The organism is Burkholderia sp. SIMBA_062, from assembly GCF_046534765.1.
Lineage (GTDB): Bacteria > Pseudomonadota > Gammaproteobacteria > Burkholderiales > Burkholderiaceae > Burkholderia > Burkholderia ambifaria.
Map to the genome: position 1 here is coordinate 76,127 of NZ_JAWRYD010000022.1, position 23,419 is coordinate 99,545.

At 66.4% G+C, this 23,419-nt stretch carries 23 protein-coding genes and 1 pseudogene; 16 read left to right on the forward strand and 8 right to left on the reverse strand.

Annotation, left to right across the window (positions count from 1 at the left end; all coding sequences use genetic code 11):
* Positions 1 to 55: 55 nt before the first annotated feature.
* Both SB786_RS23295 and SB786_RS23300 read right to left on the reverse strand, forming a co-directional pair.
* The gene (locus SB786_RS23295; protein WP_410729547.1) at positions 56 to 1,948 is read right to left on the reverse strand and encodes a peptidoglycan D,D-transpeptidase FtsI family protein; all 1,893 of its coding nucleotides are present in this window, start codon (positions 1,946 to 1,948) and stop codon (positions 56 to 58) included.
* Positions 1,949 to 2,286: 338 nt separating this feature from the next.
* Positions 2,287 to 2,634, reverse strand: coding sequence for a DUF3564 family protein (locus SB786_RS23300; protein WP_410729548.1), 348 nt, complete (start codon positions 2,632 to 2,634; stop codon positions 2,287 to 2,289).
* A 637-nt stretch (positions 2,635 to 3,271) separates the two neighbouring features.
* On the opposite strand from SB786_RS23300, the gene SB786_RS23305 reads away from it, so the two are divergent.
* Entirely contained in the window at positions 3,272 to 4,483 is a 1,212-nt protein-coding gene (locus tag SB786_RS23305) for an SDR family oxidoreductase (protein ID WP_410729549.1), read from the forward strand.
* A gap of 68 nt (positions 4,484 to 4,551) precedes the next feature.
* Here the strand turns inward: SB786_RS23305 and hpaR are convergent, their stop codons facing one another.
* Positions 4,552 to 4,992: a homoprotocatechuate degradation operon regulator HpaR gene (hpaR, locus tag SB786_RS23310; RefSeq protein WP_006754041.1), complete on the reverse strand. Its 441-nt coding sequence runs from the start codon at positions 4,990 to 4,992 to the stop codon at positions 4,552 to 4,554.
* A gap of 152 nt (positions 4,993 to 5,144) precedes the next feature.
* On the opposite strand from hpaR, the gene SB786_RS23315 reads away from it, so the two are divergent.
* From SB786_RS23315 to hpaI, 7 genes are all read left to right on the forward strand, one after another.
* Complete coding sequence (locus SB786_RS23315; protein WP_410729550.1) at positions 5,145 to 5,831, forward strand: fumarylacetoacetate hydrolase family protein; 687 nt, start codon at positions 5,145 to 5,147, stop codon at positions 5,829 to 5,831.
* A complete protein-coding gene (locus SB786_RS23320; RefSeq protein ID WP_410729551.1) occupies positions 5,828 to 6,592 on the forward strand; it encodes a fumarylacetoacetate hydrolase family protein in 765 nt (254 codons plus the stop codon). Before SB786_RS23315 ends, SB786_RS23320 begins: the two co-directional genes overlap by 4 nt.
* A gap of 22 nt (positions 6,593 to 6,614) precedes the next feature.
* Positions 6,615 to 8,078, forward strand: a complete 1,464-nt coding sequence (gene hpaE, locus SB786_RS23325) for a 5-carboxymethyl-2-hydroxymuconate semialdehyde dehydrogenase (RefSeq protein WP_410729552.1) — start codon at positions 6,615 to 6,617, stop codon at positions 8,076 to 8,078.
* A 114-nt stretch (positions 8,079 to 8,192) separates the two neighbouring features.
* The gene (gene hpaD / locus SB786_RS23330; protein WP_410729553.1) at positions 8,193 to 9,041 is read left to right on the forward strand and encodes a 3,4-dihydroxyphenylacetate 2,3-dioxygenase; all 849 of its coding nucleotides are present in this window, start codon (positions 8,193 to 8,195) and stop codon (positions 9,039 to 9,041) included.
* A gap of 29 nt (positions 9,042 to 9,070) precedes the next feature.
* The gene (locus SB786_RS23335) at positions 9,071 to 9,463 is read left to right on the forward strand and encodes a 5-carboxymethyl-2-hydroxymuconate Delta-isomerase (RefSeq protein WP_410729554.1); all 393 of its coding nucleotides are present in this window, start codon (positions 9,071 to 9,073) and stop codon (positions 9,461 to 9,463) included.
* 19 nt (positions 9,464 to 9,482) lie between these two features.
* Positions 9,483 to 10,286 (forward strand): 2-oxo-hept-4-ene-1,7-dioate hydratase, encoded by an 804-nt coding sequence (hpaH, locus tag SB786_RS23340; protein ID WP_410729555.1) that lies wholly within the window; start codon positions 9,483 to 9,485, stop codon positions 10,284 to 10,286.
* A gap of 12 nt (positions 10,287 to 10,298) precedes the next feature.
* Complete coding sequence (gene hpaI / locus SB786_RS23345) at positions 10,299 to 11,102, forward strand: 4-hydroxy-2-oxoheptanedioate aldolase (RefSeq protein ID WP_410729556.1); 804 nt, start codon at positions 10,299 to 10,301, stop codon at positions 11,100 to 11,102.
* A gap of 163 nt (positions 11,103 to 11,265) precedes the next feature.
* Here hpaI and SB786_RS23350 read toward each other — a convergent pair whose 3' ends face one another.
* Positions 11,266 to 12,054, reverse strand: a complete 789-nt coding sequence (locus SB786_RS23350; RefSeq protein WP_410729557.1) for an AraC family transcriptional regulator — start codon at positions 12,052 to 12,054, stop codon at positions 11,266 to 11,268.
* Between the two features lie 95 nt (positions 12,055 to 12,149).
* Between SB786_RS23350 and SB786_RS23355 the strand changes: the two genes are divergently transcribed.
* The 6 genes and pseudogenes from SB786_RS23355 to SB786_RS23380 all read left to right on the forward strand — a co-directional run bounded on the left by SB786_RS23355 (position 12,150) and on the right by SB786_RS23380 (position 15,737).
* Complete coding sequence (locus tag SB786_RS23355) at positions 12,150 to 12,401, forward strand: hypothetical protein (RefSeq protein ID WP_410729558.1); 252 nt, start codon at positions 12,150 to 12,152, stop codon at positions 12,399 to 12,401.
* 30 nt (positions 12,402 to 12,431) lie between these two features.
* A complete protein-coding gene (locus SB786_RS23360; RefSeq protein WP_410729559.1) occupies positions 12,432 to 13,394 on the forward strand; it encodes a quinone oxidoreductase family protein in 963 nt (320 codons plus the stop codon).
* 217 nt (positions 13,395 to 13,611) lie between these two features.
* Positions 13,612 to 13,791 (forward strand): annotated as a pseudogene (locus SB786_RS23365) (excisionase family DNA-binding protein); the annotation flags it as partial.
* 461 nt (positions 13,792 to 14,252) lie between these two features.
* Complete coding sequence (locus SB786_RS23370; protein ID WP_410729560.1) at positions 14,253 to 14,819, forward strand: DUF6402 family protein; 567 nt, start codon at positions 14,253 to 14,255, stop codon at positions 14,817 to 14,819.
* The gene (locus SB786_RS23375; protein WP_410729561.1) at positions 14,764 to 15,240 is read left to right on the forward strand and encodes a DUF6402 family protein; all 477 of its coding nucleotides are present in this window, start codon (positions 14,764 to 14,766) and stop codon (positions 15,238 to 15,240) included. Before SB786_RS23370 ends, SB786_RS23375 begins: the two co-directional genes overlap by 56 nt.
* A complete protein-coding gene (locus tag SB786_RS23380) occupies positions 15,237 to 15,737 on the forward strand; it encodes a hypothetical protein (protein ID WP_410729562.1) in 501 nt (166 codons plus the stop codon). The genes SB786_RS23375 and SB786_RS23380 overlap by 4 nt, the downstream gene beginning before the upstream one ends.
* Before the next feature lie 137 nt (positions 15,738 to 15,874).
* Here SB786_RS23380 and SB786_RS23385 read toward each other — a convergent pair whose 3' ends face one another.
* The 4 genes from SB786_RS23385 to SB786_RS23400 all read right to left on the reverse strand — a co-directional run bounded on the left by SB786_RS23385 (position 15,875) and on the right by SB786_RS23400 (position 21,172).
* The gene (locus SB786_RS23385) at positions 15,875 to 16,966 is read right to left on the reverse strand and encodes a porin (protein ID WP_410729563.1); all 1,092 of its coding nucleotides are present in this window, start codon (positions 16,964 to 16,966) and stop codon (positions 15,875 to 15,877) included.
* Positions 16,967 to 17,130: 164 nt separating this feature from the next.
* Positions 17,131 to 18,198 carry an ABC transporter ATP-binding protein gene (locus tag SB786_RS23390; RefSeq protein WP_410729564.1) on the reverse strand — a complete coding sequence of 356 codons (1,068 nt, stop codon included), beginning with the start codon at positions 18,196 to 18,198 and terminating at the stop codon, positions 17,131 to 17,133.
* A complete protein-coding gene (locus tag SB786_RS23395) occupies positions 18,191 to 19,963 on the reverse strand; it encodes an ABC transporter permease (RefSeq protein ID WP_410729565.1) in 1,773 nt (590 codons plus the stop codon). Before SB786_RS23395 ends, SB786_RS23390 begins: the two co-directional genes overlap by 8 nt.
* Before the next feature lie 108 nt (positions 19,964 to 20,071).
* Positions 20,072 to 21,172, reverse strand: a complete 1,101-nt coding sequence (locus SB786_RS23400) for an ABC transporter substrate-binding protein (RefSeq protein ID WP_410729566.1) — start codon at positions 21,170 to 21,172, stop codon at positions 20,072 to 20,074.
* Between the two features lie 125 nt (positions 21,173 to 21,297).
* On the opposite strand from SB786_RS23400, the gene SB786_RS23405 reads away from it, so the two are divergent.
* Positions 21,298 to 21,972: a response regulator gene (locus SB786_RS23405; RefSeq protein ID WP_410729567.1), complete on the forward strand. Its 675-nt coding sequence runs from the start codon at positions 21,298 to 21,300 to the stop codon at positions 21,970 to 21,972.
* Positions 21,969 to 23,363 (forward strand): sensor histidine kinase N-terminal domain-containing protein, encoded by a 1,395-nt coding sequence (locus SB786_RS23410; protein WP_410729568.1) that lies wholly within the window; start codon positions 21,969 to 21,971, stop codon positions 23,361 to 23,363. The genes SB786_RS23405 and SB786_RS23410 overlap by 4 nt, the downstream gene beginning before the upstream one ends.
* The last annotated feature ends 56 nt before the right edge of the window (positions 23,364 to 23,419 follow it).

The following is a 23,419-nucleotide window of genomic DNA, read 5'->3' on the forward strand; positions in this document are numbered from 1 at the left end:
CGGCGACTAGCGGACGCATTCGCCCGCCGCCGCGCCCGCTATCACCCAGCAGGTTTCAGCCTGCCGCCTTCGCCTGTGCGGTCGCGCCGGATTGCGCGGCCGTCTTCACCGGCGTCGCCGCCTTCTGCGCGGCTGCCGTCTTCGGTGGCGTCGCGGCCTTCGGCGCCGCGACCGGCTTCTGCGGGGCCGCGCCCTTGGCCGGCGCACTCGGCGTCGGCTCGACCGGCGCATCGGGCGGCACGCCGAGCAACTGCAGCGCGCCGCTCGTGATCGACGAGAACACTGGGCCGGCCACCGTGCCGCCGTAGTAGCCCTTGCCGCGCGGCTCGTCGATCATCACCGCGACGATCAGGCGCGGGTTGCTCATCGGCGCCATCCCCGCGAACAGTGCGCGGTACTTGCCCTTCGCATAGGTCGCGCCGACCTGCTTGCGCGCCGTGCCCGTCTTGCCGCCGATCCGGTAGCCGTCGACGCGCGCGCGGCGCCCCGTGCCGCCTTCACCGACCGCCGACTCGAGCATCGAGCGGATCGCCGCCGCGGTTTGCGGCGACGTCACGCGGTGGCCGCGACGGGCATCCATCGTCAGCGGGTCGGTGCCGTTCTTCAGCAGCGACACCGGGTGCAGCGTGCCGTCGCCCGCATAGGCGGTGTACGTCTGCGCGATCTGCAGCAGCGACATCGACAGCCCGTAGCCGTACGCCATCGTCGCCTGCTCGATCGGCCGCCAGCGCTTGTAGCCGCGCAGGCGGCCCGACGCGACGCCCGGGAACGTCAGCTCCGGCGCGCGGCCGATCCCGTATTCCTGGTACTTGTTCCAGATCGTTTCGGCGGGCAGGTTCAGCGCCAGCTTGGCGAGCGCGACGTTGCTCGACTTCTGCAGCGCCTGCGACACGGTCAGCGAGCCGTGGTTCGACGTGTCGTGGATCACGGCCGGGCCGATCTTGTAGGTGCCGGGCGACGTGTTGATGATCGTGTTCGGCGTAACCTTGCGCTCGTCGATCGACAGCGCGACGACGAGCGGCTTGATCGTCGAACCGGGCTCGAACGTGTCGATCACCGCGCGGTTGCGCAACTGCTGGCCAGTCAGCCGGAAGCGATCGTTCGGATCGAAGGTCGGGTAGTTCGAGAGTGCAAGGATTTCGCCGTTCTGCGCGTCGAGCACGACGACGCTGCCGGCCACCGCGTTGTTCTCGAGCACCGCGGCCTTGAGCTGGCTGAACGCGAGCTGCTGGATGCGCCGGTCGATCGTCAGTTCGATCGTCGCGCCGTGCTGCGCGGGGACGAGCGGACGCGTGTCGGACACGATGCGCCCGAGCCGGTCGCGGATCACCTCGCGCTGCCCGGAGGTACCCGACAGCCGCGCATTCGCCGCGAGTTCGACGCCTTCCTGGCCCTTGTCCTCGACGTTGGTGAAGCCGACCACGTGCGCGGCCGATTCGCCTTCCGGATAGAAGCGCTTCGAATCGGCGATCTGCGTGATGCCGTCGATCGCGAGCTTGTCGAGCCGGCCCGCGGTATCGGCGTCGACCTGCCGCTTCAGCAGCACGAACGTACGGTCGTTGCGCAGGCGGCGTTTTATTTCCGCGAGCGGCATGTCGAGCAGCTTCGCGAGCTGCGGATAGTCGATGTCGGCGACCTGTTTCGGGTTCGCCCAGATTTCATAGGTCGACAGGCTGACCGCGAGCATCGCGCCGTTGCGATCGACGATGCGGCCGCGCATCGCGTCGAGCTCGATCGTGCGCTGGTAGCGCTTCTGGCCTTGCCCGACATAGAAATCCTGGTTCGCGACCTGCACCCAGAACGCGCGTCCGATCAGCGCGGCGAATCCGAGGGACACCATGATCACGACCAGTTTCGAGCGCCACATCGGCAGGCGCGACGCGAGCATCGGATGCTTGGTCGCGGCGGCGTACGGATCGGCGGGGTGGGTCTTCTTTTTCACGCTCATGCAAGGGCCGGGTCGGGCCGCCGGGCGGCGGCAAGTCAGTCTGAATAATGCGATTGTAATAAATGGGTAAACATTGTGTGGGGAAAGTGTGTTTCGGCCCCGTAAAAGAGGCGCGGCGGGAGCGGGGACGGCGGGGAAAAGCGGGAGGGAGGCCGGAAGGGCGGCGCGGCGCTCGACGAAAATCGAGCGCGCGCTCGATTAACCCGTCCCCGATTAATTTCGAGACCGGAAAATAAAAAGCGCCTCGAAGCGAGGCGACTTTATTTCTGAATATCGAAATGAATATCGCGGAAACCGGAATAAACCCGAAAACCGCAGAGGAATGCCGCCAGAAATATCTAGCGCGCGACGGAAGTAAATTCGTGGTTTTCCGAATCCACCTTCGAGCGATCGACCGCCTGCAGGCGCCACGCGCCTTGGGGGTGCTCGCCGGCGAGCACCGCGGGCCCGTGCTCGCGCTGCGTCGCACTGGAGGACAGGCCCTTCAACTGGCACACCGCTTTCCCGCCGTCGGCCGGGCAGAGGGCCATGGCGCCCTCTACATCCCGAACCTTGCCCCAGGTCGGAAGATCGATGCCCTGGTGTGCCTCGCGCGACCACAGCCCCTCGTCGGTATCGACCCACAACACTGCGAACGCGTGTCGGGTTGCCGATTCGCTGCCATTAATGCGAATAGTGAGGCGCATTGGATCGTCTCCTGAAGAAAAAGACACATTTGACCGTTTGGGTTTGAACAGTCTAGATAGACTGCAGTGAAACGCAAGTGATAATCCTCAATAAATCCCGGTTAATTTTATTGGCGTTTCCAGATGGAACGACGTCTGACGATTCATCGCGATCCGACGCCGCGTGCAAACGGAGGCGGCAGCGCGATGCACGCGCCGTGACCGCATGATGGCGTACCGCGGACATGCGATGACTCGGGGGAAGTCCGGGTCGAGGGCGCGCGCCGAAGCGATGGCCCGAAGGGCACCCGGCCAACTCGCCGCGCACGCGCCGCGAATGCCGACCGACCGGACGTTGGAACGATCTGGCAGCCAGCCGGCACGACACACTCCGACATTCGCGTACAAATCCTCACACTTTCACGAAACTTTCGGGACAGACTTGCGGCGGATCGCACCCCACACTGCGAGTTTCCCGATCCTGCGCCGAGGACGCCCGTCCATGGCGCGCTGCCGACACGCGATCGACGCGATCGCGGGCCGCAGCGCGATCGGGACTGCCGGGGCGAGCGTCGGCCCCGGCCCGGCCGAGTGCCGCGCGCGACCTCGCCATCCGGGGCAGCCGCGCTGTCCGGCCGATTCTTCGAAGGAGACTATCGTGCTGATCTGGAAAACCGCGTTGTCGCTCAACTGGCGCACGAGCCTCGTGTCGCCGGCCAGCGCACCGGTCGCGGCGGCCAACGTCGGCCACCTGGTGCTCACCGGCGCCACCGGCTTCATCGGCAGCACCGTGCTCACGGCGCTCGTCAACGCAGGGTTGCTCGAGCGGATCGTGTGCGTCGTGCGCGCCGAGAATCGCGGCCATGCGGTCGCGCGTCTGCGCGAAGCGGCGCTGCGCGCGGGGCTCGCGCCGTACTGGGCGTCGCGTCTGGGCGACGCGAACGTGGTCGTCGGCGCGCTCGGCGATGTCTGGCAGGGCGCCGACGCGCCGCGTCTCGCCGGCGCGACGCACGTGATCCACTGCGCGGGCCATGCGTCGCCGGCCGACGGCGCGCACCTGCAGGCGGACATCGCCGACTCGCTGGGCTTCGCCGCTCGCTTCGCGCACACGCCGCGGCTGCAGCGTTTCGTGTATGTCGGCACCGCGTATGCGCACGCGGGTCGCGGCGGGATCGTGCACGAGGATGCGACAGGTGTGGCGGCGAGCGGCGCGGTGCAGGGCGGCGACGGGCTGCCCGGCGCGGTGCTGGCGGCGGACTACCTGCACGCGAAGGCGCAAACGGAACAGCGCCTGCGCGAACTCGGGCTGCCGCTCGTCGTCGTGCGTCCGTCGCACGTCGTCGGTCACACGGTGCTCGGCACGCGTCCCGCGCCGAATTCGTTCTGGATGTTCCGCGTCGCGCACGCGGCGCGCCGCTTCACCGCGCGGCCGATGACGCGCATCGACATCGTGGCGGTCGACGACGTCGCGCGTGCGACGATGCTGCTGGCCGTGAAATCGACGCTGATGCACGACGTGTACCACGTGTCGGCCGGCGACCAGGCGCCGCAGGTCGCGCAGATCGTGCGCGCGATGGACGAAGCGGCCGGCATGACGGGCGCGCCGCGCTACGCCGCTTGCGCGCCGGCCGAACTGCCGCTCGTGGTGCGTGACGTGCTCGGGCGGTCCGATCCGGCGCTCGAGCGCGTGATCGGCCGGGCGTTGCAGCGTTGCGCGGAATTCGCGACGGTCGACCGCGTATTCGACAACCGCCGCGTGCGCGACGAAATCGATTTCGAGCCGCTGCCGTTCATCGATTACGTCGAGGAATGCATGCGCACGTCGCGCGGCGTCGCGGTGACCGAGCTGATGCGCGGCGCGCTGCACTGACCGCCCGCGTGATCCGGGGCCTGCCGGTTCAGGTTCGCCGCTGCGCCGCGGCCCGGTGACGGCAGGTGCTACGACGCGTTGCCGAGCTCGATCAGCCGATCGAGCGCACGGTAGACGTCGTCGAGGCCGTCCTGGCCGAAACGCGCTTCGAGCTGACGGTACTGCTCGTCGATGCGCGGACCGATTTCGGTCACGAGTTTCCTGCTTTGCGGCGTCAGGCTCACCAGCAGCCGGCGCTGATCCTCCTGCGCGCGCGTGCGCGTAATCAGGCCGTCGCGTTCCATCCGTTCCAGCACGCCCGTCAGACTCGGGCTCAGGATGCAGCAGCGGCGCGCGATCTGTCCCGCTTCGAGCGCATGCGCCGGCTCGCCGTCGAGCACGCGGATGATCCGCCATTGCTGTTCGGTCAGCGCGAATTCCTTGAGAATGGGGCGGAACAGGCCCATCAGCGTTTCGCGGGCCTCGAGCAGCAGCATGGCCAGGTTGCGATGGTCGAGCGTACGGTTCATCGGGGTGGGGAATGGACGGGGACGCATCAATCTTAACAGCCGATGGTGACGAATTTCGTGAATCAGGGTAATCGAGGTTGTCAGCGCACGATTGTTTACTTAAGATGTTAAGTATTGACGATGCGCCGCGACGCGCGGCAGGGGAATGACGCATGGAGCTGTCTTGCAGGACCGCCGCGGCGCCGCCGCTGCCGGTCGCCATCGGTACTGTCTACGGCGCGCTGCTCAACGAGCGTGCGGCATTCGACGCGCTCGGCGACGCCGTGCACGCGCCGCCTTACGGCCGCCCGCCCCAGGCGCCGATCCTGTATATCAAGCCGGCCAACACGCATGCGGCGGACGGCGCGGCCGTCGTGGTGCCGGCCGGCGTCGATGCGCTGGAGATCGGCGCGTCGGTGGCCGTCGTGTTCTCGCGACGCGCGACGCGCGTGCCGGCCGCGCAGGCGCTCGACTACGTGCACGGCTTCACGCTCGCGAGCGACGTGTCGGTGCCGCATCCCGATTACTACCGTCCCGCCGTGCGCTTCAAGTGCCGCGACGGCTTTTGCCCGCTGGGTCCGGCGATCGTGGCGGCGGCGCTCGGCGACGTCGACGCGATCGGCCTGACCGTGCGGATCGACGGCGACACGGCGGTGTCCGCGTCGACGGCCACGCTGATTCGCCCGGTGCGCGAACTGATCGCCGACGTGACGGCCTTCATGTCGTTCGACGCAGGCGACGTGCTGCTGCTCGGCGTCGCGGGCGGCGCACCGCGCGCCCGCGCGGGCAGCACGATCGAGATTACGGCCGCCGGCATCGGCACGTTGCGGCATACGCTGATTGCGGAGGGCGCACGATGAAGACGGCACGCGTGATCTACAACGGCGCCCTGCATGCGGCCGCGCCGGCCGGCGACGGCGCGATCCGGCTCGACACGGGGCGCGTGCTCGCCGAAGGCGAGGTGACGTGGCTGCCGCCCGTCGCGCCGCGCACGACGTTCGCGCTCGGTCTGAACTACGCGGACCACGCGAAGGAACTCGCGTTCAAGGCGCCGAGCGAGCCGCTGATCTTCCTGAAGGGGCCGAACACGTTCATCGGCCACCGGTCGCGCACCGTGCGCCCGACGGATGCGACGCACATGCACTACGAGTGCGAGCTGGCCGTCGTGATCGGCCGTCCGGCGCGCAACGTGAGCCGTGCGCAGGCGATCGACCACGTCGCCGGCTACACGGTCGCGAACGACTACGCGATCCGCGACTATCTCGAGAACTACTACCGCCCGAACCTGCGCGTGAAGAATCGCGACACCTGCACGCCGCTCGGGCCGTGGTTCGTCAGCCGCGACGAGATCGGCGATGCGGGCAATCTGATGCTGCGCACGACGGTCAACGGCCAGGAGACGCAGCGCGGCAGCACGCGCGACATGATCTTCGACGTGCCCGCGCTGATCGAGCACATCAGCGGCTTCATGACGCTCTCGCCGGGCGACCTGATCCTGACCGGCACGCCGGAAGGGCTCGCGGACACGCAGCCGGGCGACGAGGTCGTGACGGAAATCGAAGGGATCGGCCGGCTCGTGAACACGATCGTCGGCGAAGCAGACTACTATCGCGCCGGCTGAGCCCGTCGCCCAAGGAGAGCACATGACCATCAAGCACTGGATCGACGGCCGCGAAGTCGAGAGCCGCGAGACCTTCACGACGCTGAACCCCGCGACGGGCGACGTGATCACCGACGTCGCGTCGGCCGGCGAGGCGGAAGTCGATGCGGCCGTGCGCGCGGCGAAGGCAGCGTTCCCCAAGTGGGCGAACACGCCCGCGAAGGAGCGCGCGAAGCTGATGCGCAAGCTCGGTGAGCTGATCGAGAAGAACGTGCCGATGCTCGCCGCGCTCGAGACGCAGGACACCGGTTTGCCGATCGCGCAGACGAGCAAGCAGCTGATTCCGCGCGCGTCCGAGAACTTCAACTTTTTCGCGGAAGTGTGTGTGCAGATGAACGGCCGTACCTATCCGGTCGACGACCAGATGCTGAACTACACGCTGTACCAGCCGGTGGGCGTGTGCGCGCTGGTGTCGCCCTGGAACGTGCCGTTCATGACCGCGACCTGGAAGACGGCGCCGTGTCTCGCGCTCGGCAACACGGCCGTGCTGAAGATGTCGGAGCTGTCGCCGTTGACGGCCGACCAGCTCGGCCGGCTCGCGCTCGAAGCCGGCATTCCGCCGGGTGTGCTGAACGTCGTGCAAGGTTACGGCGCGACCGCCGGCGATGCGCTGGTGCGCCATCCGGACGTGCGTGCGGTGTCATTCACGGGCGGCACGGTCACGGGCAAGCGGATCATGGAACGCGCGGGCCTGAAGAAGTATTCGATGGAGCTCGGCGGCAAGTCGCCGGTGCTGATCTTCGACGATGCCGATTTCGATCGCGCGCTCGACGCGTCGCTGTTCACGATCTTCTCGATCAACGGCGAGCGTTGTACGGCGGGCTCGCGGATCTTCGTACAGCGAACGATCTACGATCGTTTCGTGCAGGAATTCGCGCGTCGCGCGAACCACCTGGTGGTGGGCGACCCGTCCGATCCGGCTACGCAGCTCGGCGCGATGATCACGCGCCAGCACTGGGAGAAGGTGACCGGCTACATCCGGATCGGCGAGCAGGAGGGCGCGCGCGTGGTCGCGGGCGGCGCGGACAAGCCGGCGGGCCTCGCGGGCCATCTGCGCAACGGCAACTTCGTGCGGCCGACCGTGTTCGCGGACGTCGACAACCGGATGCGCATCGCGCAGGAAGAGATCTTCGGGCCGGTCGCATGCCTGATCCCGTTCGACGACGAGGAAGAAGGGCTGCGGCTGGCGAACGATACCGCCTACGGGCTCGCGTCGTACATCTGGACCCAGGACGTCGGCAAGGTGCATCGTCTCGCGCGCGGCATCGAGGCCGGCATGGTGTTCGTGAACAGCCAGAACGTGCGCGACCTGCGCCAGCCGTTCGGCGGCGTGAAGGAGTCGGGCACCGGACGCGAGGGCGGCGAGTACAGCTTCGAGGTGTTCGCGGAAATCAAGAACGTGTGCATCTCGATGGGTTCGCATCACATTCCCCGCTGGGGCGTGTAACGGCGCGGTGGGTTGCGCCGCAAGAAGGAACGATTCCTTGGCCGGCACGCCGGCCAAGCATGGGGCCGGAGTAACCGCTAAAGCGCTAACTCCGGCCGACAGGAGACTTGAACGATGGGCAAACTGTCCCTCGCCGCGAAGATCACGCACGTGCCGTCGATGTATCTGTCGGAACTGCCCGGCAAACATCACGGCTGCCGCGACGCGGCGATCCGCGGTCATCGGCTGATCGGCGAGCGCTGCCGTGCGCTCGGCGTCGACACGATCGTCGTGTCGGACGTGCACTGGCTCGTCAACGCCGGCTACCACGTGAACTGCAATGCGAGGTTCGGCGGCACCTATACCAGCAACGAGCTGCCGCATTTCATCCGCGACATGCAGTACGCGTATCCGGGTAATCCGGCGCTCGGCCGCCTGATTGCCGAGACGGCCAGCGCGCGCGGGATCGCGACGCGCGCGCACGAGATCGACAGCCTCGAGCTCGAATACGGCACGCTCGTGCCGATGCGCTACATGAACGGCGACCAGCACTTCAAGGTCGTGTCGATCGCCGGCTGGTGCATGTGGCATCAGCTCGACGAGAGCCGCCGCTTCGGCGAGGCGCTGCTCGAAGCGATCGAGAAGAGCGATTCGAACGTCGCGTTCCTCGCGAGCGGCTCGTTGTCGCATCGCTTCAACGACAACGGCAGCCCCGAGGAATCGATCCACCAGATCAGCCGCGAATTCTTCCGGCAGGTCGACCTGCGGGTGGTCGAGCTGTGGAAGCAGGGCGATTTCAAGACCTTCTGCGCGATGCTGCCCGAGTACAACGTGCATTGCCACGGCGAAGGCGGCATGCACGACACGGCGATGCTGCTCGGCCTGCTCGGCTGGGACCGCTACGACAAGCCCGTCGAGATCGTCACCGACTATTTCGCGAGCTCGGGCACCGGGCAGATCAACGCGATCTTCCCGCTCGCCTGAGCGCCGCATCACCTGACCGGAGCGTTGCCATGCCACACATCGTCGTCGAATACACCGCGAACATCCGGGACGACGCGCGCATCCCCACGCTGCTGCGCACGATCAACGCAACGCTGATCGCGCAGGGCGGCGTGTTCCCGACGGGCGGCATCCGCTCGCGCGCGATCGAGCTGCAGGACTACTGCGTCGCCGACGGCAGCGGGGACGACGCGTTCGTCCACGTGACGCTGAAGATCGGCTCGGGCCGCAGCGACGAGACTAAAAAGGCCGCGGGCGACGCGCTGTTCGACGCGATCAACACGCATTTCGCGGAGCTGTACGCGAAGCGCTATCTGGCGCTGTCGATGGAGCTGACCGAGTTCAGCGAAAGCGGCTCGTACAAGCACAACAACATTCACGCCCGCTACAAGCGGGTCGGCTGAACCCATTCCGGATCCGACCATGCTCGAACCCGCCATCATCGACCAGCTCGCGCACCGTCTGCACGACGCCGAGCGCGAGCGCACGCAGATCCGCCAGATCTCGCTCGACCATCCCGACATCACGATCGACGACGCGTATGCGATCCAGCGCGCGTGGGTGGCCCTGAAGCTCGCGGAAGGCCGCACGCTCAAGGGGCACAAGATCGGCCTCACGTCGAAGGCGATGCAGAACACGTCGCAGATCGACGAGCCCGATTACGGCGCGCTGCTCGACGACATGTTCTTCGACGACGGCGGCACGATCCCGACCGCGCGCTTCATCGTGCCGCGCGTCGAGGTCGAGCTTGCATTCGTGCTTGGCAAGCGGCTCACGGGCCCGAATTGCACGATCTTCGACGTGTATGACGCGGTCGACTACGTGGTGCCGGCGCTCGAGATCATCGATGCGCGCAGCCAGTCGATCGATCCCGATACGAAGCGGCCGCGCAAGGTGTTCGACACGATCGCCGACAACGCGGCGAACGCGGGCGTCGTGATCGGCGGGCGGCCCGTGCGGCCGCAGGACGTCGACCTGCGCTGGGTCGCGGCGATCATGTCACGCAACGGCGTGGTCGAGGAAACGGGCGTCGCGGCCGGCGTGCTGAACCATCCGGCCAATGGCGTCGCGTGGCTCGCCAATCGGCTGTCGCGATTCGACGTCGCGCTGGAACCGGGGCAGATCGTGCTCGGCGGCTCGTTCACGCGGCCATGCGCGGCGCGCCAGGGCGACACGTTCAGCGTCGACTACGGCCCGCTCGGAACGATCCAGTGCTACTTCGAGTGAGGTGAGCGAGCGATGCAGATTCCGTCCAATGTATTCAAGGCCGCGCTCGCGCGCGGCGACGCGCAGCTCGGGCTGTGGCTCGGCCTCGCGAATCCGTACAGCGCCGAAGTCGTCGCGGGCGCCGGTTTCGACTGGCTGCTGATCGACGGCGAACATGCGCCGAATACGGTGCCGACGATCCTCGCGCAGTTGCAGGCGATCGCGCCGTATCCGTCGCATCCGGTCGTGCGCGTGCCGTGGAACGATCCGGTGATCGTCAAGCAGGTGCTCGATCTCGGTGCGCAGACGCTGCTCGTGCCGATGGTGCAGAGCCCGGACGAAGCGCGCGCGGCGGTGGCCGCGACGCGTTATCCGCCGCATGGCATTCGCGGCGTGGGCAGTGCGCTCGCGCGCGCGTCGCGGTGGAATCGCGTCGGTGATTACCTGCACCGCGCGAACGACGAGATGGCCGTGCTCGTGCAGGTCGAGACGCGCGCGGGGCTCGACGCGATCGATGCGATCGCGCGGGTCGAAGGCGTGGACGGCGTGTTCATCGGGCCGGCCGACCTGGCGGCCGATCTCGGGCATCTCGGCAATCCGGGGCACCCGGACGTGCAGGCCGCGATCGACGGCGCGATCCGCGCGATCAAGGCGGCCGGCAACGCGCCGGGCATTCTGAGCGCGGATGAGGCGGCGGCGCGACGGTATCTGGAAGCGGGGGCGCTGTTCGTCGCGGTCGGTGTGGATACGACGCTGCTGGCGAGAAGTGCGCAGGCGCTGGCGGCGCGGTTCAAGGAGAAGGGCGAGGCCGTGAAGGCGGGCGACGGGACGTATTGACGAAGCAGCGCCGAGCTTGACCGACGCGATGCTCGACGCCGCGCGTTACTTGCAATGAGCGCGGGGCGCGCCGCCTCGCACGAGAACGGCAGGTCGTCGCATCACGGATCCCTGCTTGCCAGCCATGTCGCACATGGCCCGCTTCATTCAAGCATGGCGTCCGTTAACCCGCTCGCCGTCCCGCTTCCATATACCTTCCCGGCGTCGTCCCCATCGCCCGCCGGAACATGTCGATGAACGCGCTGACGTTGTCGTAGCCGAGATCGAGCGCGATCGTCGTGACCGGCACGCCGTCGGCAATTTTCTCCAGCGCCCGCAGCAGCCTTGCCTGCTGACGCCATTGCGCGAACGTCAGCCCCGTCTCGGCGACGAAGCGCCGGCTCATCGTGCGCGCGCCGATGCCGGCCCAGTCGGCCCATTCCTCCAGCCGCCGGTTGTCCGCGAGATCGGCCGCAAGCGCATCTGTGATCCTCATGAGCCGTGGATCCTGCGGTCGTACCAGTCCCAGCGCTTCGACCTCGGATGACGCGATTTCATCGAGGATCACGTCGGCGATCCGTGTTTGCGCGTCATTGAGTTCCGAGTCGTCCCAACTCGCCGCACGCTGCACGGCCTCGCGCAACAGCGGCGTCGTGCGAATCGCGCGCGGGGTATTCGGCAGCGCCGCGCAGCGCGCTTCGGCGACGAACGCCGACCAGCCGGAAATGGGCCCGAACGAGTGCAGCGAATGCCGGCAATGCGGCGGAATCCAGATTGCGTGGATCGCGGGCACGACCCACTCCTGATCGTCGAGGCCGATCGTCACCAGCCCGCTCTGCGCGCCGACCAGCTGGCCGCGCGCATGCGTGTGCGACGGGGTCACGCGCGGGTCGCGCTGCGTCAGTGCGGCGGCAACGACGAACGGGCCGTCGTCGGACGTGACGAGGTGGGCAGGCAGCAATGGATCGGACATGGCGGGATTTCGGTATCGAATGGCTTTTATACCGGAGATCGGCCCGTGTTGCACGCCTACACTGCCTCCATCGACCACCACTGGAGGATTGCACGATGCGAGCCGAACACCTTCTCCCCGACCACGCCGACCGAATCGAGGCCGGCGGAACGACGATCCGCAAGGGCACCGTCGGCGCGTTCCTGGCCAACGCGCGGGTGCTGACCGATCCGCACGCGGCGCCCGCCGAGCGCTCGCGCGCGGAAGCCGACACGATCGACGCATTGCCCGCGCTGCGCGCGCTCGGCCTGTTCGACGTGCTGGAAGTGCGCGATCCCGCGTTGCGTGCGTGGCTCGATGCCCGGTAAAAATCCACCGTCCAGATTGAAGGAACCACCATGAAAGCAGCAGTCGTGACGGGCGCCGGCGAGCGTCCCGTTCATATGGAATTCGACGCGCCGCACGCGATGCCGGGCCACTGCCTGATCGACGTGACGGCGTCCGCACTGAGCCGGCTTGCGCAGGGGCGTGCGGCCGGCACGCACTATTCGTCGGAGCGGCGCTATCCGTTCGTCGTCGGTGTCGACGGCGTGGGGCGTCTCGACGACGGTCGGCGCGTCTACTTCTTCGGCGCCCCCGTGCCGTTCGGCGCGATGGCCGAACGCACGATCGTGCCCGACGCCCAATGCGTGCCGTTGCCGGACGGGCTTGATGACATCACGGCCGCGGCGATCGCGATTCCCGGGATGTCGTCGTGGGCGGCGCTGATCGAACGCGCGCGCTTCGTCGCGGGCGAGACGGTGCTCGTCAACGGTGCGACGGGAACGTCGGGGCGGCTCGCAGTGCGAATCGCGAAGCATCTCGGTGCGGCGAAAGTGATTGCGACGGGCCGCAACGCGGTTGCGCTAGAGGCATTGCTGAGTGCCGGGGCGGACGCCGTCGTGTCGCTGCAGCAGGACGATGCCGATCTGGCGCGGGCGCTGGAACCGCATTTCCGCGCCGGGGTGGACGTGGTGCTCGACTATCTGTGGGGCGCCAGCGCGCAGACGCTGCTGGGCGCGGCCGCGAAAGCGACACCCGGCGGCCGGCGGCTGCGTTTCGTGCAGATCGGATCGATCGGCGGCGCGGACTTGCTGGTGCCCGGCGCCGTGCTGCGGGCGACCGCGGTCGAACTGATGGGCAGCGGCCTAGGCAGCGTGTCGCCGGCCGGGCTGCTCGCCGCCGTGCGCGGCGTGTTCGCCGCGGCCGGGCCGGCACGGCTGACGATCGACACGCGGGCGGTGCCGCTGTCGGCGGTCGGTGAGCACTGGAGCGATACGGATAGCCGGGTTCGCCCGGTGTTCGTGATGGGCGCCGACTGAACGGCGACCAGCGTGCAGCGGTCGCCGCTCTCCCAGGGGAAGGACCAGAAGACGGTTGACGGAGCGTATTGAGTGATATCGAGGTTGGCTAGCCTTATAAGGGGCCTATCGAATTTCGTTATTGCAAATAAGATGGCGCATTTGAGAACCCGCTTGAGAGTGCGCGAGGCCCCATACCTCGATGTCCGTACGCTCTTGCCGGCGGAGCGTGAGGTGCCGCCCGCACCTGATCAAGCTGCTCGAATCGAAGGCGCTGCCGTATCACAAGACCGGCAAGCATCGACGTGTGCGCTTTTCCGATCTGATGCGTTACAAGACCGAACGCGATCAGGCGAGCGCCAATGCGATGGAAGAGTTGGGTCGGCAAGCGAAAGCGTTTGGGATGGGCTACGAATGACGCGGCCACCGTTCACAATTGGCAACGATACTTGGATGCCTTGTCCTACACCGCGAGACTGCCTGGAGCTTGTTCCAGGACATGCGTTTTCCGCCAGAAACGAACTAATACATATGGAATCCATGTCAGGTGATGCGGAACGCTTCGCGTTCGCGACTCCGTCGAATCCGCGATTTTTGATGAATGGCACATGCCGTACATTGTGAGGCGGTGAGTGGATCTGTAAGTTCGGGGATTCCACAACGCGAGGGATAGCACGGTGCGCGATAACGACAGGATTCCGTACTTCAGGATCAACAAGCTGGTTTGGAAATGGAAGCTATGCGACGGGGACGATGGGGGCATTCCGGCGTGTGAGCTCGGCCTGTCACTAGCAATGGCTCCGCCGGTGAGCGAGTCGTCACCGGAGCAATCTATCGCCCATCGAGCGGGTCGACAAGCGCGATTCGCTCGACAAGATGGTGGACGACATCGAAAGGGTTGCGGCTGCGCTTTCTCGCATCAAGAAGTGGCTGGATACGCCTGTCCCGCCCAAACAACCGAAGCCGATCGAGAAGGAAAGGGTGGTGCCGCCTTTCGATATTCAGCAAATTCCCGATGCCATGCGCAAAGAGCATATGCCCGTTTCGGCGAAACTGATGGAGAGGTGGTTTGCAGGAAAGCTCAACTACTCGGCTACATCAAAAGATCAGCGGAACGAGATCAATCAGAACGGGGAACTCTACCCGGAGTCGATGATCGATCGAACCACCATAAAACTGGATTGGGTTCTCAAGCATGCGCGTGCCAAGAGGCAATACGATAATCTCGTGAATGTCGACATATACAGCCCGCGCGCATATGAAACCCTCAAGGACATTCTTGGTCGCTATCTCAGGCGCGGGGATATATCGCCTTGGACGGTCAGCGGCTACGATATCCGCAAGCTACACAAGGGATTCCAGTTTCAGCGAGCGGCTGTAGAAAGTTCCTTTGAGCAGAAGGCTTTGCAGGCCGTGCGACGGCATCCCGGATGCCGGTGTTCCTGACGACCTGACCGGTGCGTTGGGGGCATTCAATCTGTATGCGGCGGTAGCTCGCGTTATCTTCGACGCCGAGCGTAAGGAGGCGACCGTTACCCACATCGTTGTATACGTCAGGGATGCGTATTCCTTTGACGGGACCGCGGATTCACGATCCCAGTACCTGGGCCACTGGAGCAAAAACGGTGTGGTTATCGTGCCAAGTTACACTGCAGCGAATCTTGCAGATCAGCCGTGGTTTGATTTTCCGGTCGTGTCCGGCAGTACGGTCGCAAACCTCTATGAACCAGGTAAGGTTTACTATCCGGTCCGGAATCGCTCGTTCCGAGACTGGCAAGCCAGACACCATCGAGGTGGAGACTTCATCATATTTTCCGACTACAAGCCGATTATGCTGGACAAACCAATAACGGTGTACTTCGAATGAACGGTTTGGCGACCGCCATGCAAGGGGCGGGCATCGTTGCGCTTGCAGCAATCGCGCTGTTCGGAATCGTTGCATGCATGTTGACAGTTATCCTATACAGCCTTGCGCACCAAGAGGGGCGCGCCGCACGAATGAAATCGGGAATGAAGGCGCTAGTTTCCGGTTTGACAATCATCATTTTGCTGGGCTGCGCCGCTTCTTACTACAAGGATGCACGTATACGCGCACATGCTGCGCGGTTCAATACCGAGCTCTCGAAGAACGATGGGGGCCACTACACGGCGCGATACGCCTATCTGGCAGACGGTCGAATCCTTTTGCGACTCTACCGGACATCCGACATGCGATTGCTTGCCGAGCGGACTTACGAGTATCCGGATGCTGTCCGATTGATATGGGCTAAGGAATCCTTGATATTCGATACTGCCGTTGAGCGCGATGGAGAAATTGAGCTACCGCCGACTCGGTTAGATCGATTGAGGGCTATGTTGCCGTAGCGGACAGTGCTCCGTGCATGTGCGGCTCCGTATCGCACCCGTCGCTAGCGCACGATGGCGCGGGACGGCCGATGGCCGCATCATGCGGTGGCAGGCGGCGACGCCCGTCGCCGCCCGCGCCATCAAGTGGTCCCGAATCAAAACCGCTGCTGAATCCCCGCCGTCACGCCAACCTGCGTGGTGCCATACCCGGCGAAATCGCGCGACACGCCGACCTTCTGCCCATGCTGCGCGATCGCGAACGCGCCGGCCGCATACAGCACCGTGCGCTTCGACAACGCGTACTGCGCGCGCACCGACACCAGCGTCGGATCGGCATCGCTGCCGCCCTTGATGTTCTGGTGATAGACGGCCGCGACCAGCGAGAACGTCGGCGTGAACTGGTACGACCCGCCGAGCCAATACATGTCGCTCAACTGGTTCGCGGCGCTCGTGTGATACGTGCGTCGATAGTTGCGATAGCCGGCCATCGTCTTCAGGTTGCCGAAGTCGTAGCTCAGGCCCGCGTGGATGCCCTGGATGTAGTTGACGGTATCGGCCGGCGTGACGCTGTCGGCCGCGCCGTTCTGCCGGTCGAACGTGACCACGGCCGCGAACGGGCCGGCCTCGTAGCCCAGCGCGAAGTCGTACTTCGAGCTGGTCTTCACGCTGCCCGGCACATTGCCGAAGCCGTACAGCGCGCCGAACTTGAAGCCGCCGAATTCGCCGTCGTAGCGCACGGCGTTCGACGAACGCGTGAACAGGCCGTCCTTGCGGCCGCCGGTCGCCATCGACGACGTCGCCCACGAGTAGTTCTGCGCGTAGCCCATCGGGTCGAACGGCAGCATGTAGTCGTAGGTGACGGTGAAGTTGCGGCCGAGCGAGACTTCGCCCCACTTGCCTTTCAGGCCGACCGTCGCGCGGCGCGCGAAGATCGAGTCGGGGCCGTCGTCGGACGCACCGTTCGCGAGATCGATTCCGCTTTCCAGGCGGAACACGGCCTTCAGCCCGCCGCCGAGATCCTCGGTGCCGCGCAAGCCCCAGCGCGACGTGTTCTTGTTGCCGGATTTCAGCTTGAACGAATTGCCGCCGTCCGGCGCCGCATGGTTCGCGTATTCGATGCCGGCATCCATGATCCCGTATATCGTGACCGATGACTGCGCGTGCGCGGCGCCTGCCGTGAGGCCGGCGACGGCGGCCGAGCCGGTAATGATAGCAGTGCGAAGGGAATGTTCTGCGCGTGACTTCATTGACGGTGTCTCCTTGTTTGTTGTGGGTGGGGTGAAACAGTACGCAGGGGTACGCAGCGCGCGGCACGCCACGGCGGACGCCGCGAAGCGTCCGCCGATCCTGGGTCGAAACGGGATGCGCGCTGGAATGCTGGCGCGGCGGCGCGCGGGCCGTCGCGCCCGGGTCAGCCGGCTTTCGCGAACGCCCAGCAGTCGTTGGCCGGGAATTCGATCCAGTGCGTGCCGGCCGCGCGCGGCACGTGGCCGAACGCGCGCAGGCGCATCTCGCCGCAATGGAACAGATATTCCCAGCGGTCGCCGAGATACATCGACGTGACGAGGTCGGCCTGCAGCCGGTTCGCGCCCGGGCCATCGGCGACCTGCACGCGTTCGAGGCGGATCACGGCCTGCGCGTCCTGGCCCGGCGCGAACGTGTCGCGGGCAAGCGCCTGCAACTCCCAGCCGTCGCCGGCAAGCGTCACGCGTTCGCCGTCGACGGCCGCGACGCGCGCGTCAATGCGGTTGTTGCTGCCCATGAATTCGGCCGTGTACAGCGAGCGCGGCGCGCCGTACAGCTCGGCCGGCGTGCCTTCCTGCTCGATGCGCCCGTTGCGCAGCAGCAGGATGCGGTCGGACATCGCCATCGCTTCGGTCTGGTCGTGCGTCACGCAGAGCGCCGACAGCCCGAGCGACACGATCAGCTCGCGCAGCCATGCACGCGCTTCCTCGCGCAGCTTCGCGTCGAGGTTCGACAGCGGCTCGTCGAGCAGGATCACCGGCGGGTTGTAGACGAGCGCGCGCGCAATAGCGACACGCTGCTGCTGGCCGCCCGACAACTGGTGCGGAAAGCGTTCGGCGAGATGGCCGAGGCCGAGTTGGTCGAGCGCGGCCTGCACGCGGCGTTTCTGTTCGGCCGGCGCCACGCGGCGCAGCTTGAGCCCATAGCCGACGTTGTCGGCGACGGTGCGGTGCGGCCACAGCGCGTACGACTGGAACACGAGGCCGAGCGAACGCTGTTCGACGGGCAGGTCGACGTGCCGCGCGCCGTCGAAGAACACGCGCTCGTCGAGCTGGATGCGCCCGTCGGACGGCTGTTCGAGGCCGGCCACCGCACGCAGCAGCGTGGTCTTGCCGCTGCCCGACGCGCCGAGCAGGCACACGACTTCGCCGGCCTTCAGTTCGAACGACACGCCCTTGAGGATCGGGTTGGCGCCGTAGCTGAGATGCAGATCGTCGACGATGAGCTTATCCATGAAGTTTCACTCCGAAGCGCAGGGCCACGCCGAGACCGGCGCCGACCATCGCGATGTTGATGACAGAGAGCGCGGCGACCTGGTCGACGGCGCCGGTCGCCCACAGCGACACGAGCAGCGCGCCGATCACTTCGGTGCCGGGCGACAGCAGATAGACGGCGGTCGAGTATTCGCGCTCGAAGATCATGAAGATCAGGAGCCACGCGGCGAGCAGGCCGAAGCGCACGAGCGGCAGCGTCACGTCGAGCGACACGCGGCTGCGCGTCGCGCCGACGCTGCGGCCGGCCTCCTCGAGCTCCGGGCCGACCTGCAGCAGCGCGCTCTGGATGAGCCGCATCCCGTACGCGAGCCACACGACCGTGTACGCGATCCAGATGCTCCACATCGAGTTCTTCAGCTCGCGCAGGCCCGGGACGAACAGGAAGATCCACAGGAACGCGAGACCGGCGAGCAGGCCCGGCACCGCGCGCGGCAACAGCACGAGGTAGTCGAGCAGTTTGGTCGCCCAGTCGTTGCGGCGATGGCCGGCGAAGGCGACGAGCGAGTAGAAGCCGATCGCGAGCGCGCCGCCGATCACGCCGATGCCGAGCGTGTTGACGATGGCGCGCACGAGGTTGTCCTGTTCGAACAGCTCGATGAAGTTCGCCAGCGTCAGCACTTCGGCGAGCGCGACGCCTTCGCCCCAGTTGGTCACGAACGCGCGCAGCACGATGCCGGAGATCGGCACGATCACGGTCAGCATCAGCCACAGCGCGACGATCGCGAGCGCGATCCAGCGCCACACGCCGAGCGGCAGCACCGTCGCGCGGCCGGCCTTGCCCTTCACGGTGACGAAGCGGTTCGCCGTCTTCAGCAGGCGGCGCTGCAGCAGCACGAGCGGGAACGTGATCGCGACGATGCACACCGCGACCGCGGCCATCAGGTGATACGACGGCACGCCGAGCTTGTTGGTCAGCTTGTACAGGTAGGTCGCGAGCACGAGGTGGCCTTCCGGATCGCCGAGCACGAGCGGCAGCCCGAACACCTCGAAGCCGAGGAAGAACACGAGCACGCCGGCGAACAGCAGTGCGGGCATCGTCATCGGCAGGCTCACGTCGAGCGCGACGCGGAACGGGCGGGCGCCGGTCACGCGCGCCGCTTCCTCGACGTCCGAGCCGAGGTTGCGCAGCGCGGCCGACGAGTACAGGTACACGTGCGGCACGTGTGTGAGGCCGACGATCACCGTGATCGCGAAGATCGAATAGATATTCCAGGGAACGTTCTGCACCCCGAACAGTTCCTTGAACCACACCGAGTAGAAACCGACCGGGCCGGCGGCGACCACGTAGCCGAACGCGAGCACCATCGGCGAAACGAACACGGGCGTGAGCAGCAGCGGTTCGAGCCAGCGGCGGCCGGGCAGGTCGGTGCGGACCATCAGGAACGCGAGGATGCCGCCGAGCGGGATCGAGATGAACAGCATGCCGCCGGCGATGATGAACGAGTTCTTCACGGCCGACCAGAAGTCCGGGTCGGTGAAGATGAAGCGGAAGCCTTCGATGCCGAGCGTCTTGTTCGCGTCGAAGAACGGCGCGGACAGCAGGCTCTGGAACAGGATGAAGCCGAGCGGCAGCGCGACCGCGACGGTCAGCACCGCGACGACGATCCAGCGCAGCATGCCGGCGAGCGGCTGCAGGCCGTTGGCCCGCAGCGCGGGAATCGCGCCGTCCTGGCCGGTGGAGGGGGGAACGGCCGGCGCCGTTCCGCGTGTGCTGGTTGAAAGCATGAGTTCGCCCCTGCGGCCATCCGGATGGCCGCCTCTAGGAAGTCGGTAAGGGGAAGGGGCCGCCCGCGCGCGGTGCGGCGGGCGGCCCGAGGTCAGCGGCTCAGCGGATCAGCGCTTGATCGCCTGCTGCCATTGCTTCAGGAACGCGAGCCGCTTCGACTGGTCGAGGTAGACGAGCAGGCCGGTGCCGATCTGGATCGGCTTCAGCGAATCGCCGAGTTCCTTCGTGAGGCTCGCGGCCGACGTTTCTCCGGTCACGTCCGTGCGGATCGCGTAGAGGTTCGCCTGGTTCGCGATCAGCGTCTGGCCGCGCTTGGACAGCAGGTAGTCGACCCACAGCTTCGCGGCGTTCGGGTTCTTCGCCTTCTTCGAGATCGTGGCCAGGCGGCTCACGACCTGTGTGTAGTCCTTCGGAAACACGTAGCCGATCGACTTGTCCTTCTTCGCCTTCGCGTATGCATACGAGCCGATGATGTTGTAGCCGATCAGGTTCTCGCCCGACGAAATCCGCTCCATCATCGCGCCGGTGCTCGACTGCAGCTTCGGGCCGGTCGCGCCGATCGCCTTCACGAGTTCCCACGTGACGTTCTCGTTCACGTGCGCGTCCTGCGTCAGGTAGTTGAAGCCAACCCCCGACTTCTCGATGTCGTAGGTCGTGACCTTGCCCTTGAACTTGTCGGCTTGCGTGGTGAGCAGCTTGATCAGGTCGGCGCGCGTCTTCGGCACCTCGTTCTCGGGGATCAGGCGCTTGTTGTAGACGATCGCGAGCGGCTCGAACGTCGTGCCGTATGCCTGCTTCTGGTATTGCGCCCATTGCGGCACGTTCGGGCTTTCGGGCGAATCGTACGACGCCATCAGACCGTCGTTGACCAGCTTGACCTGCAGGTCCATCGCGGAGCTCCACAGCACGTCCGCGCTGGTGCTGCTGGCCGCGTTCTCGCTGATGTAGCGGTTGTACAGCTCGGTGCTGTTCATGTCGTTGTACTCGACCTTCACGCCATACAGGCTTTCGAAGTCCTTGATCAGCGGGCGCACGAGGCCCGTGTCGGTCGTCGAGTAGACGATCAGTTTTCCTTCCTTCTTCGCGGCGTCGACGACACCTTGGTAGTTACCCGGATATCCGGCCGGAACCTGCGCGACGGCAGCGCCGGCGGCGGTGCCCAGGACGATCGCCAGCGCGGCGGCGAGCTGTTTCGGTGCAAACGGCATGTCTTCCTCCAGTTGTGCGTGTGTGTTGTTCGAGTGACGCGGATGTTAATTGCGGTGCACTTTCAGCCCGCTTTCATTTGGGTTCACAATAGCGTCCTTTGTGTCATGGATTTCCCGAGGTCCCCATGCGTGTGCTGCTCGTCGAAGACAACCCAAACCTGGCCCAGTCGCTGAACGACGCGCTGAGCGCCGCGCGTTTCGCGGTCGATCACATGGCGGACGGGGAGGCGGCGGATCACGTGCTGCGCACGCAGGACTACGCGCTGGTGATCCTCGATCTCGGGCTGCCGAAGCTCGACGGGCTCGAGGTGCTGCGGCGGCTGCGCGCGCGCCGCAATCCGGTGCCGGTGCTGATCCTCACCGCGCACGGCTCGGTCGAGGACCGCGTGAAGGGGCTCGATCTCGGGGCCGACGATTATCTGGCGAAACCGTTCGAGCTGACCGAACTGGAGGCGCGCGCCCGCGCGCTGATCCGGCGCAGCCTCGGCCACGAGCATTCGCGGGTCGAATGCGGGCCGCTTTCGTATGACAGTATCGACCGCGGCTTTCACCTCGCCGGCGAAGCGCTGTCGCTTACGCCGCGCGAGCGCTCGGTGCTGGAGGTGCTGATCCTGCGCAACGGCCGCGCGATCAACAAGGAGACGCTGTCGGAGAAGATCTTCGGGCTCGACGAGTCGGTCAACGCGGATGCGATCGAGATCTACGTGTACCGGCTGCGCAAGAAGCTGGAGAACACCGGCGTCGCGATCGTCACGCTGCGCGGGCTGGGTTATTTGCTCGAAGCGAAGGCAGTGGAATGACCCGCCCGAACCTGCGCACGCAGGTCGCGCTGTGGCTGCTGCTGCCGCTGCTGGGGCTGCTCGCGCTCGACTCGTGGCTCACGTACCAGCGCGCGATGAGCGCCGCGCACGTCGCGTTCGACCGCACGCTGTCGTCGTCGCTCAAGTTGATCCGCGAAGGCGTGCGCCTCAACGAAGGCGAGATCGAGGTCGACCTGCCGTATCTGGCGCTCGAGATGTTCGAATCGGGCGACGGCGGCAAGATCTACTACCTGATCCGCGAGGACAACGGCCGCACGATCACCGGCTATCCGGACCTGCCGCTGCCGCAGGGCGACGGTGCGCTGTTCGTCACGCGCTACTACGACGTCGTGTATCGCGGCGACCAGTTGCGCATGGCCGCGCTGCGCGTGCCGGTGCACGACGTGCCGACCGCGCAGACGCGCATCGTATGGGTGATGGTCGGCGAGACGATCGAGGCGCGCCAGGCGCTCGCGCGCGAGATCCTGGTGGGCTCGCTGCTGCAGGAAGGGCTGCTCGTCGTGCTCGCGCTCGGCATCGTGTGGCTCGGCGTCGGGCGCGGGCTGCGGCCGTTGAACCGGCTGTCGGCGACGGTCGCCGCGCGCAGCGACGGCGATCCGACGCCACTCGACACCGGCGGCATGCCGAGCGAACTCGCGCCGCTCGTCGAGTCGATCAACCAGTACATCGGCCGCACGCAGCGGATGCAGGTCGCGCGCCGGCGCTTCTTCGCGGATGCGGCCCATCAGCTGAAGACGCCGCTCGCGGCCGTGCAGGCCGGCGTCGAGCTGGCGTTGCGACCGGCCGAGCAGCCGCGCGTGAACGTGCATCTGCGGCGCGTGAACGGCGCGGTGCGGCAGGCCGCGAAGATCGTCCAGCAACTGCTGTCGCTGTCGCGGCTCGATTCGGATAGCGGCCAGGCGGTCGCGCACCAGCCGGTCGCGCTGCACCGGCTCGCGCGCAGCGTGACGCTCGACTGGTCGCCCGTCGCGCGCTCGCGCGACATCGACCTCGGTTTCGAGCACGAGGCCGATGTCGACGTGCTCGGTCAACCGGAGCTGCTTGGCGAAATGATCGGCAACCTGATCGACAACGCGATCCGCTATTCGGGCGATCGCGCGGTGATCACGGTGCGCGTGTCGCGCGACGGCGAGCATGCGCGGCTCGACGTGATCGACAACGGGCCGGGCATTCCGGGCAGCGAGCGCGACGCGGTGTTCGAACGCTTCCATCGCGGCAGCAAGACGCAGACGGTCGAGGGCACGGGGCTCGGGTTGTCGATCGTGCGGGAGATCGCGCGCGTGCATCAGGGCAGCGTGACGCTGGCCGATGCGCACGGCGGCGGGTTGGTGGTCACGGTGCGGCTGCCGACGGTTCCGGCGCCGCGGTAGAGCGGTTGCCGCGATGGACCGGCGCAACCGCGGCGGATGGCGGTGACGCAAACGGC

Excerpts from the sequence above, each read along its gene's own strand:
- SB786_RS23315 (WP_410729550.1), top strand. The coding sequence starts at position 5,145 with ATGGAGCTGTCTTGCAGGACCGCCGCGGCGCCGCCGCTGCCGGTCGCC.
- hpaH (WP_410729555.1), top strand. The coding sequence starts at position 9,483 with ATGCTCGAACCCGCCATCATCGACCAGCTCGCGCACCGTCTGCACGAC.
- hpaR (WP_006754041.1), bottom strand. The coding sequence starts at position 4,992 with ATGAACCGTACGCTCGACCATCGCAACCTGGCCATGCTGCTGCTCGAG.
- SB786_RS23390 (WP_410729564.1), bottom strand. The coding sequence starts at position 18,198 with ATGGATAAGCTCATCGTCGACGATCTGCATCTCAGCTACGGCGCCAAC.
- SB786_RS23295 (WP_410729547.1), bottom strand. The coding sequence starts at position 1,948 with ATGAGCGTGAAAAAGAAGACCCACCCCGCCGATCCGTACGCCGCCGCG.
- SB786_RS23395 (WP_410729565.1), bottom strand. The coding sequence starts at position 19,963 with ATGCTTTCAACCAGCACACGCGGAACGGCGCCGGCCGTTCCCCCCTCC.
- SB786_RS23410 (WP_410729568.1), top strand. The coding sequence starts at position 21,969 with ATGACCCGCCCGAACCTGCGCACGCAGGTCGCGCTGTGGCTGCTGCTG.
- SB786_RS23300 (WP_410729548.1), bottom strand. The coding sequence starts at position 2,634 with ATGCGCCTCACTATTCGCATTAATGGCAGCGAATCGGCAACCCGACAC.
- SB786_RS23355 (WP_410729558.1), top strand. The coding sequence starts at position 12,150 with ATGCGAGCCGAACACCTTCTCCCCGACCACGCCGACCGAATCGAGGCC.
- SB786_RS23335 (WP_410729554.1), top strand. The coding sequence starts at position 9,071 with ATGCCACACATCGTCGTCGAATACACCGCGAACATCCGGGACGACGCG.
- SB786_RS23360 (WP_410729559.1), top strand. The coding sequence starts at position 12,432 with ATGAAAGCAGCAGTCGTGACGGGCGCCGGCGAGCGTCCCGTTCATATG.
- SB786_RS23350 (WP_410729557.1), bottom strand. The coding sequence starts at position 12,054 with ATGTCCGATCCATTGCTGCCTGCCCACCTCGTCACGTCCGACGACGGC.
- SB786_RS23380 (WP_410729562.1), top strand. The coding sequence starts at position 15,237 with ATGAACGGTTTGGCGACCGCCATGCAAGGGGCGGGCATCGTTGCGCTT.
- SB786_RS23385 (WP_410729563.1), bottom strand. The coding sequence starts at position 16,966 with ATGAAGTCACGCGCAGAACATTCCCTTCGCACTGCTATCATTACCGGC.
- hpaD (WP_410729553.1), top strand. The coding sequence starts at position 8,193 with ATGGGCAAACTGTCCCTCGCCGCGAAGATCACGCACGTGCCGTCGATG.
- SB786_RS23400 (WP_410729566.1), bottom strand. The coding sequence starts at position 21,172 with ATGCCGTTTGCACCGAAACAGCTCGCCGCCGCGCTGGCGATCGTCCTG.
- SB786_RS23320 (WP_410729551.1), top strand. The coding sequence starts at position 5,828 with ATGAAGACGGCACGCGTGATCTACAACGGCGCCCTGCATGCGGCCGCG.
- hpaI (WP_410729556.1), top strand. The coding sequence starts at position 10,299 with ATGCAGATTCCGTCCAATGTATTCAAGGCCGCGCTCGCGCGCGGCGAC.
- hpaE (WP_410729552.1), top strand. The coding sequence starts at position 6,615 with ATGACCATCAAGCACTGGATCGACGGCCGCGAAGTCGAGAGCCGCGAG.
- SB786_RS23405 (WP_410729567.1), top strand. The coding sequence starts at position 21,298 with ATGCGTGTGCTGCTCGTCGAAGACAACCCAAACCTGGCCCAGTCGCTG.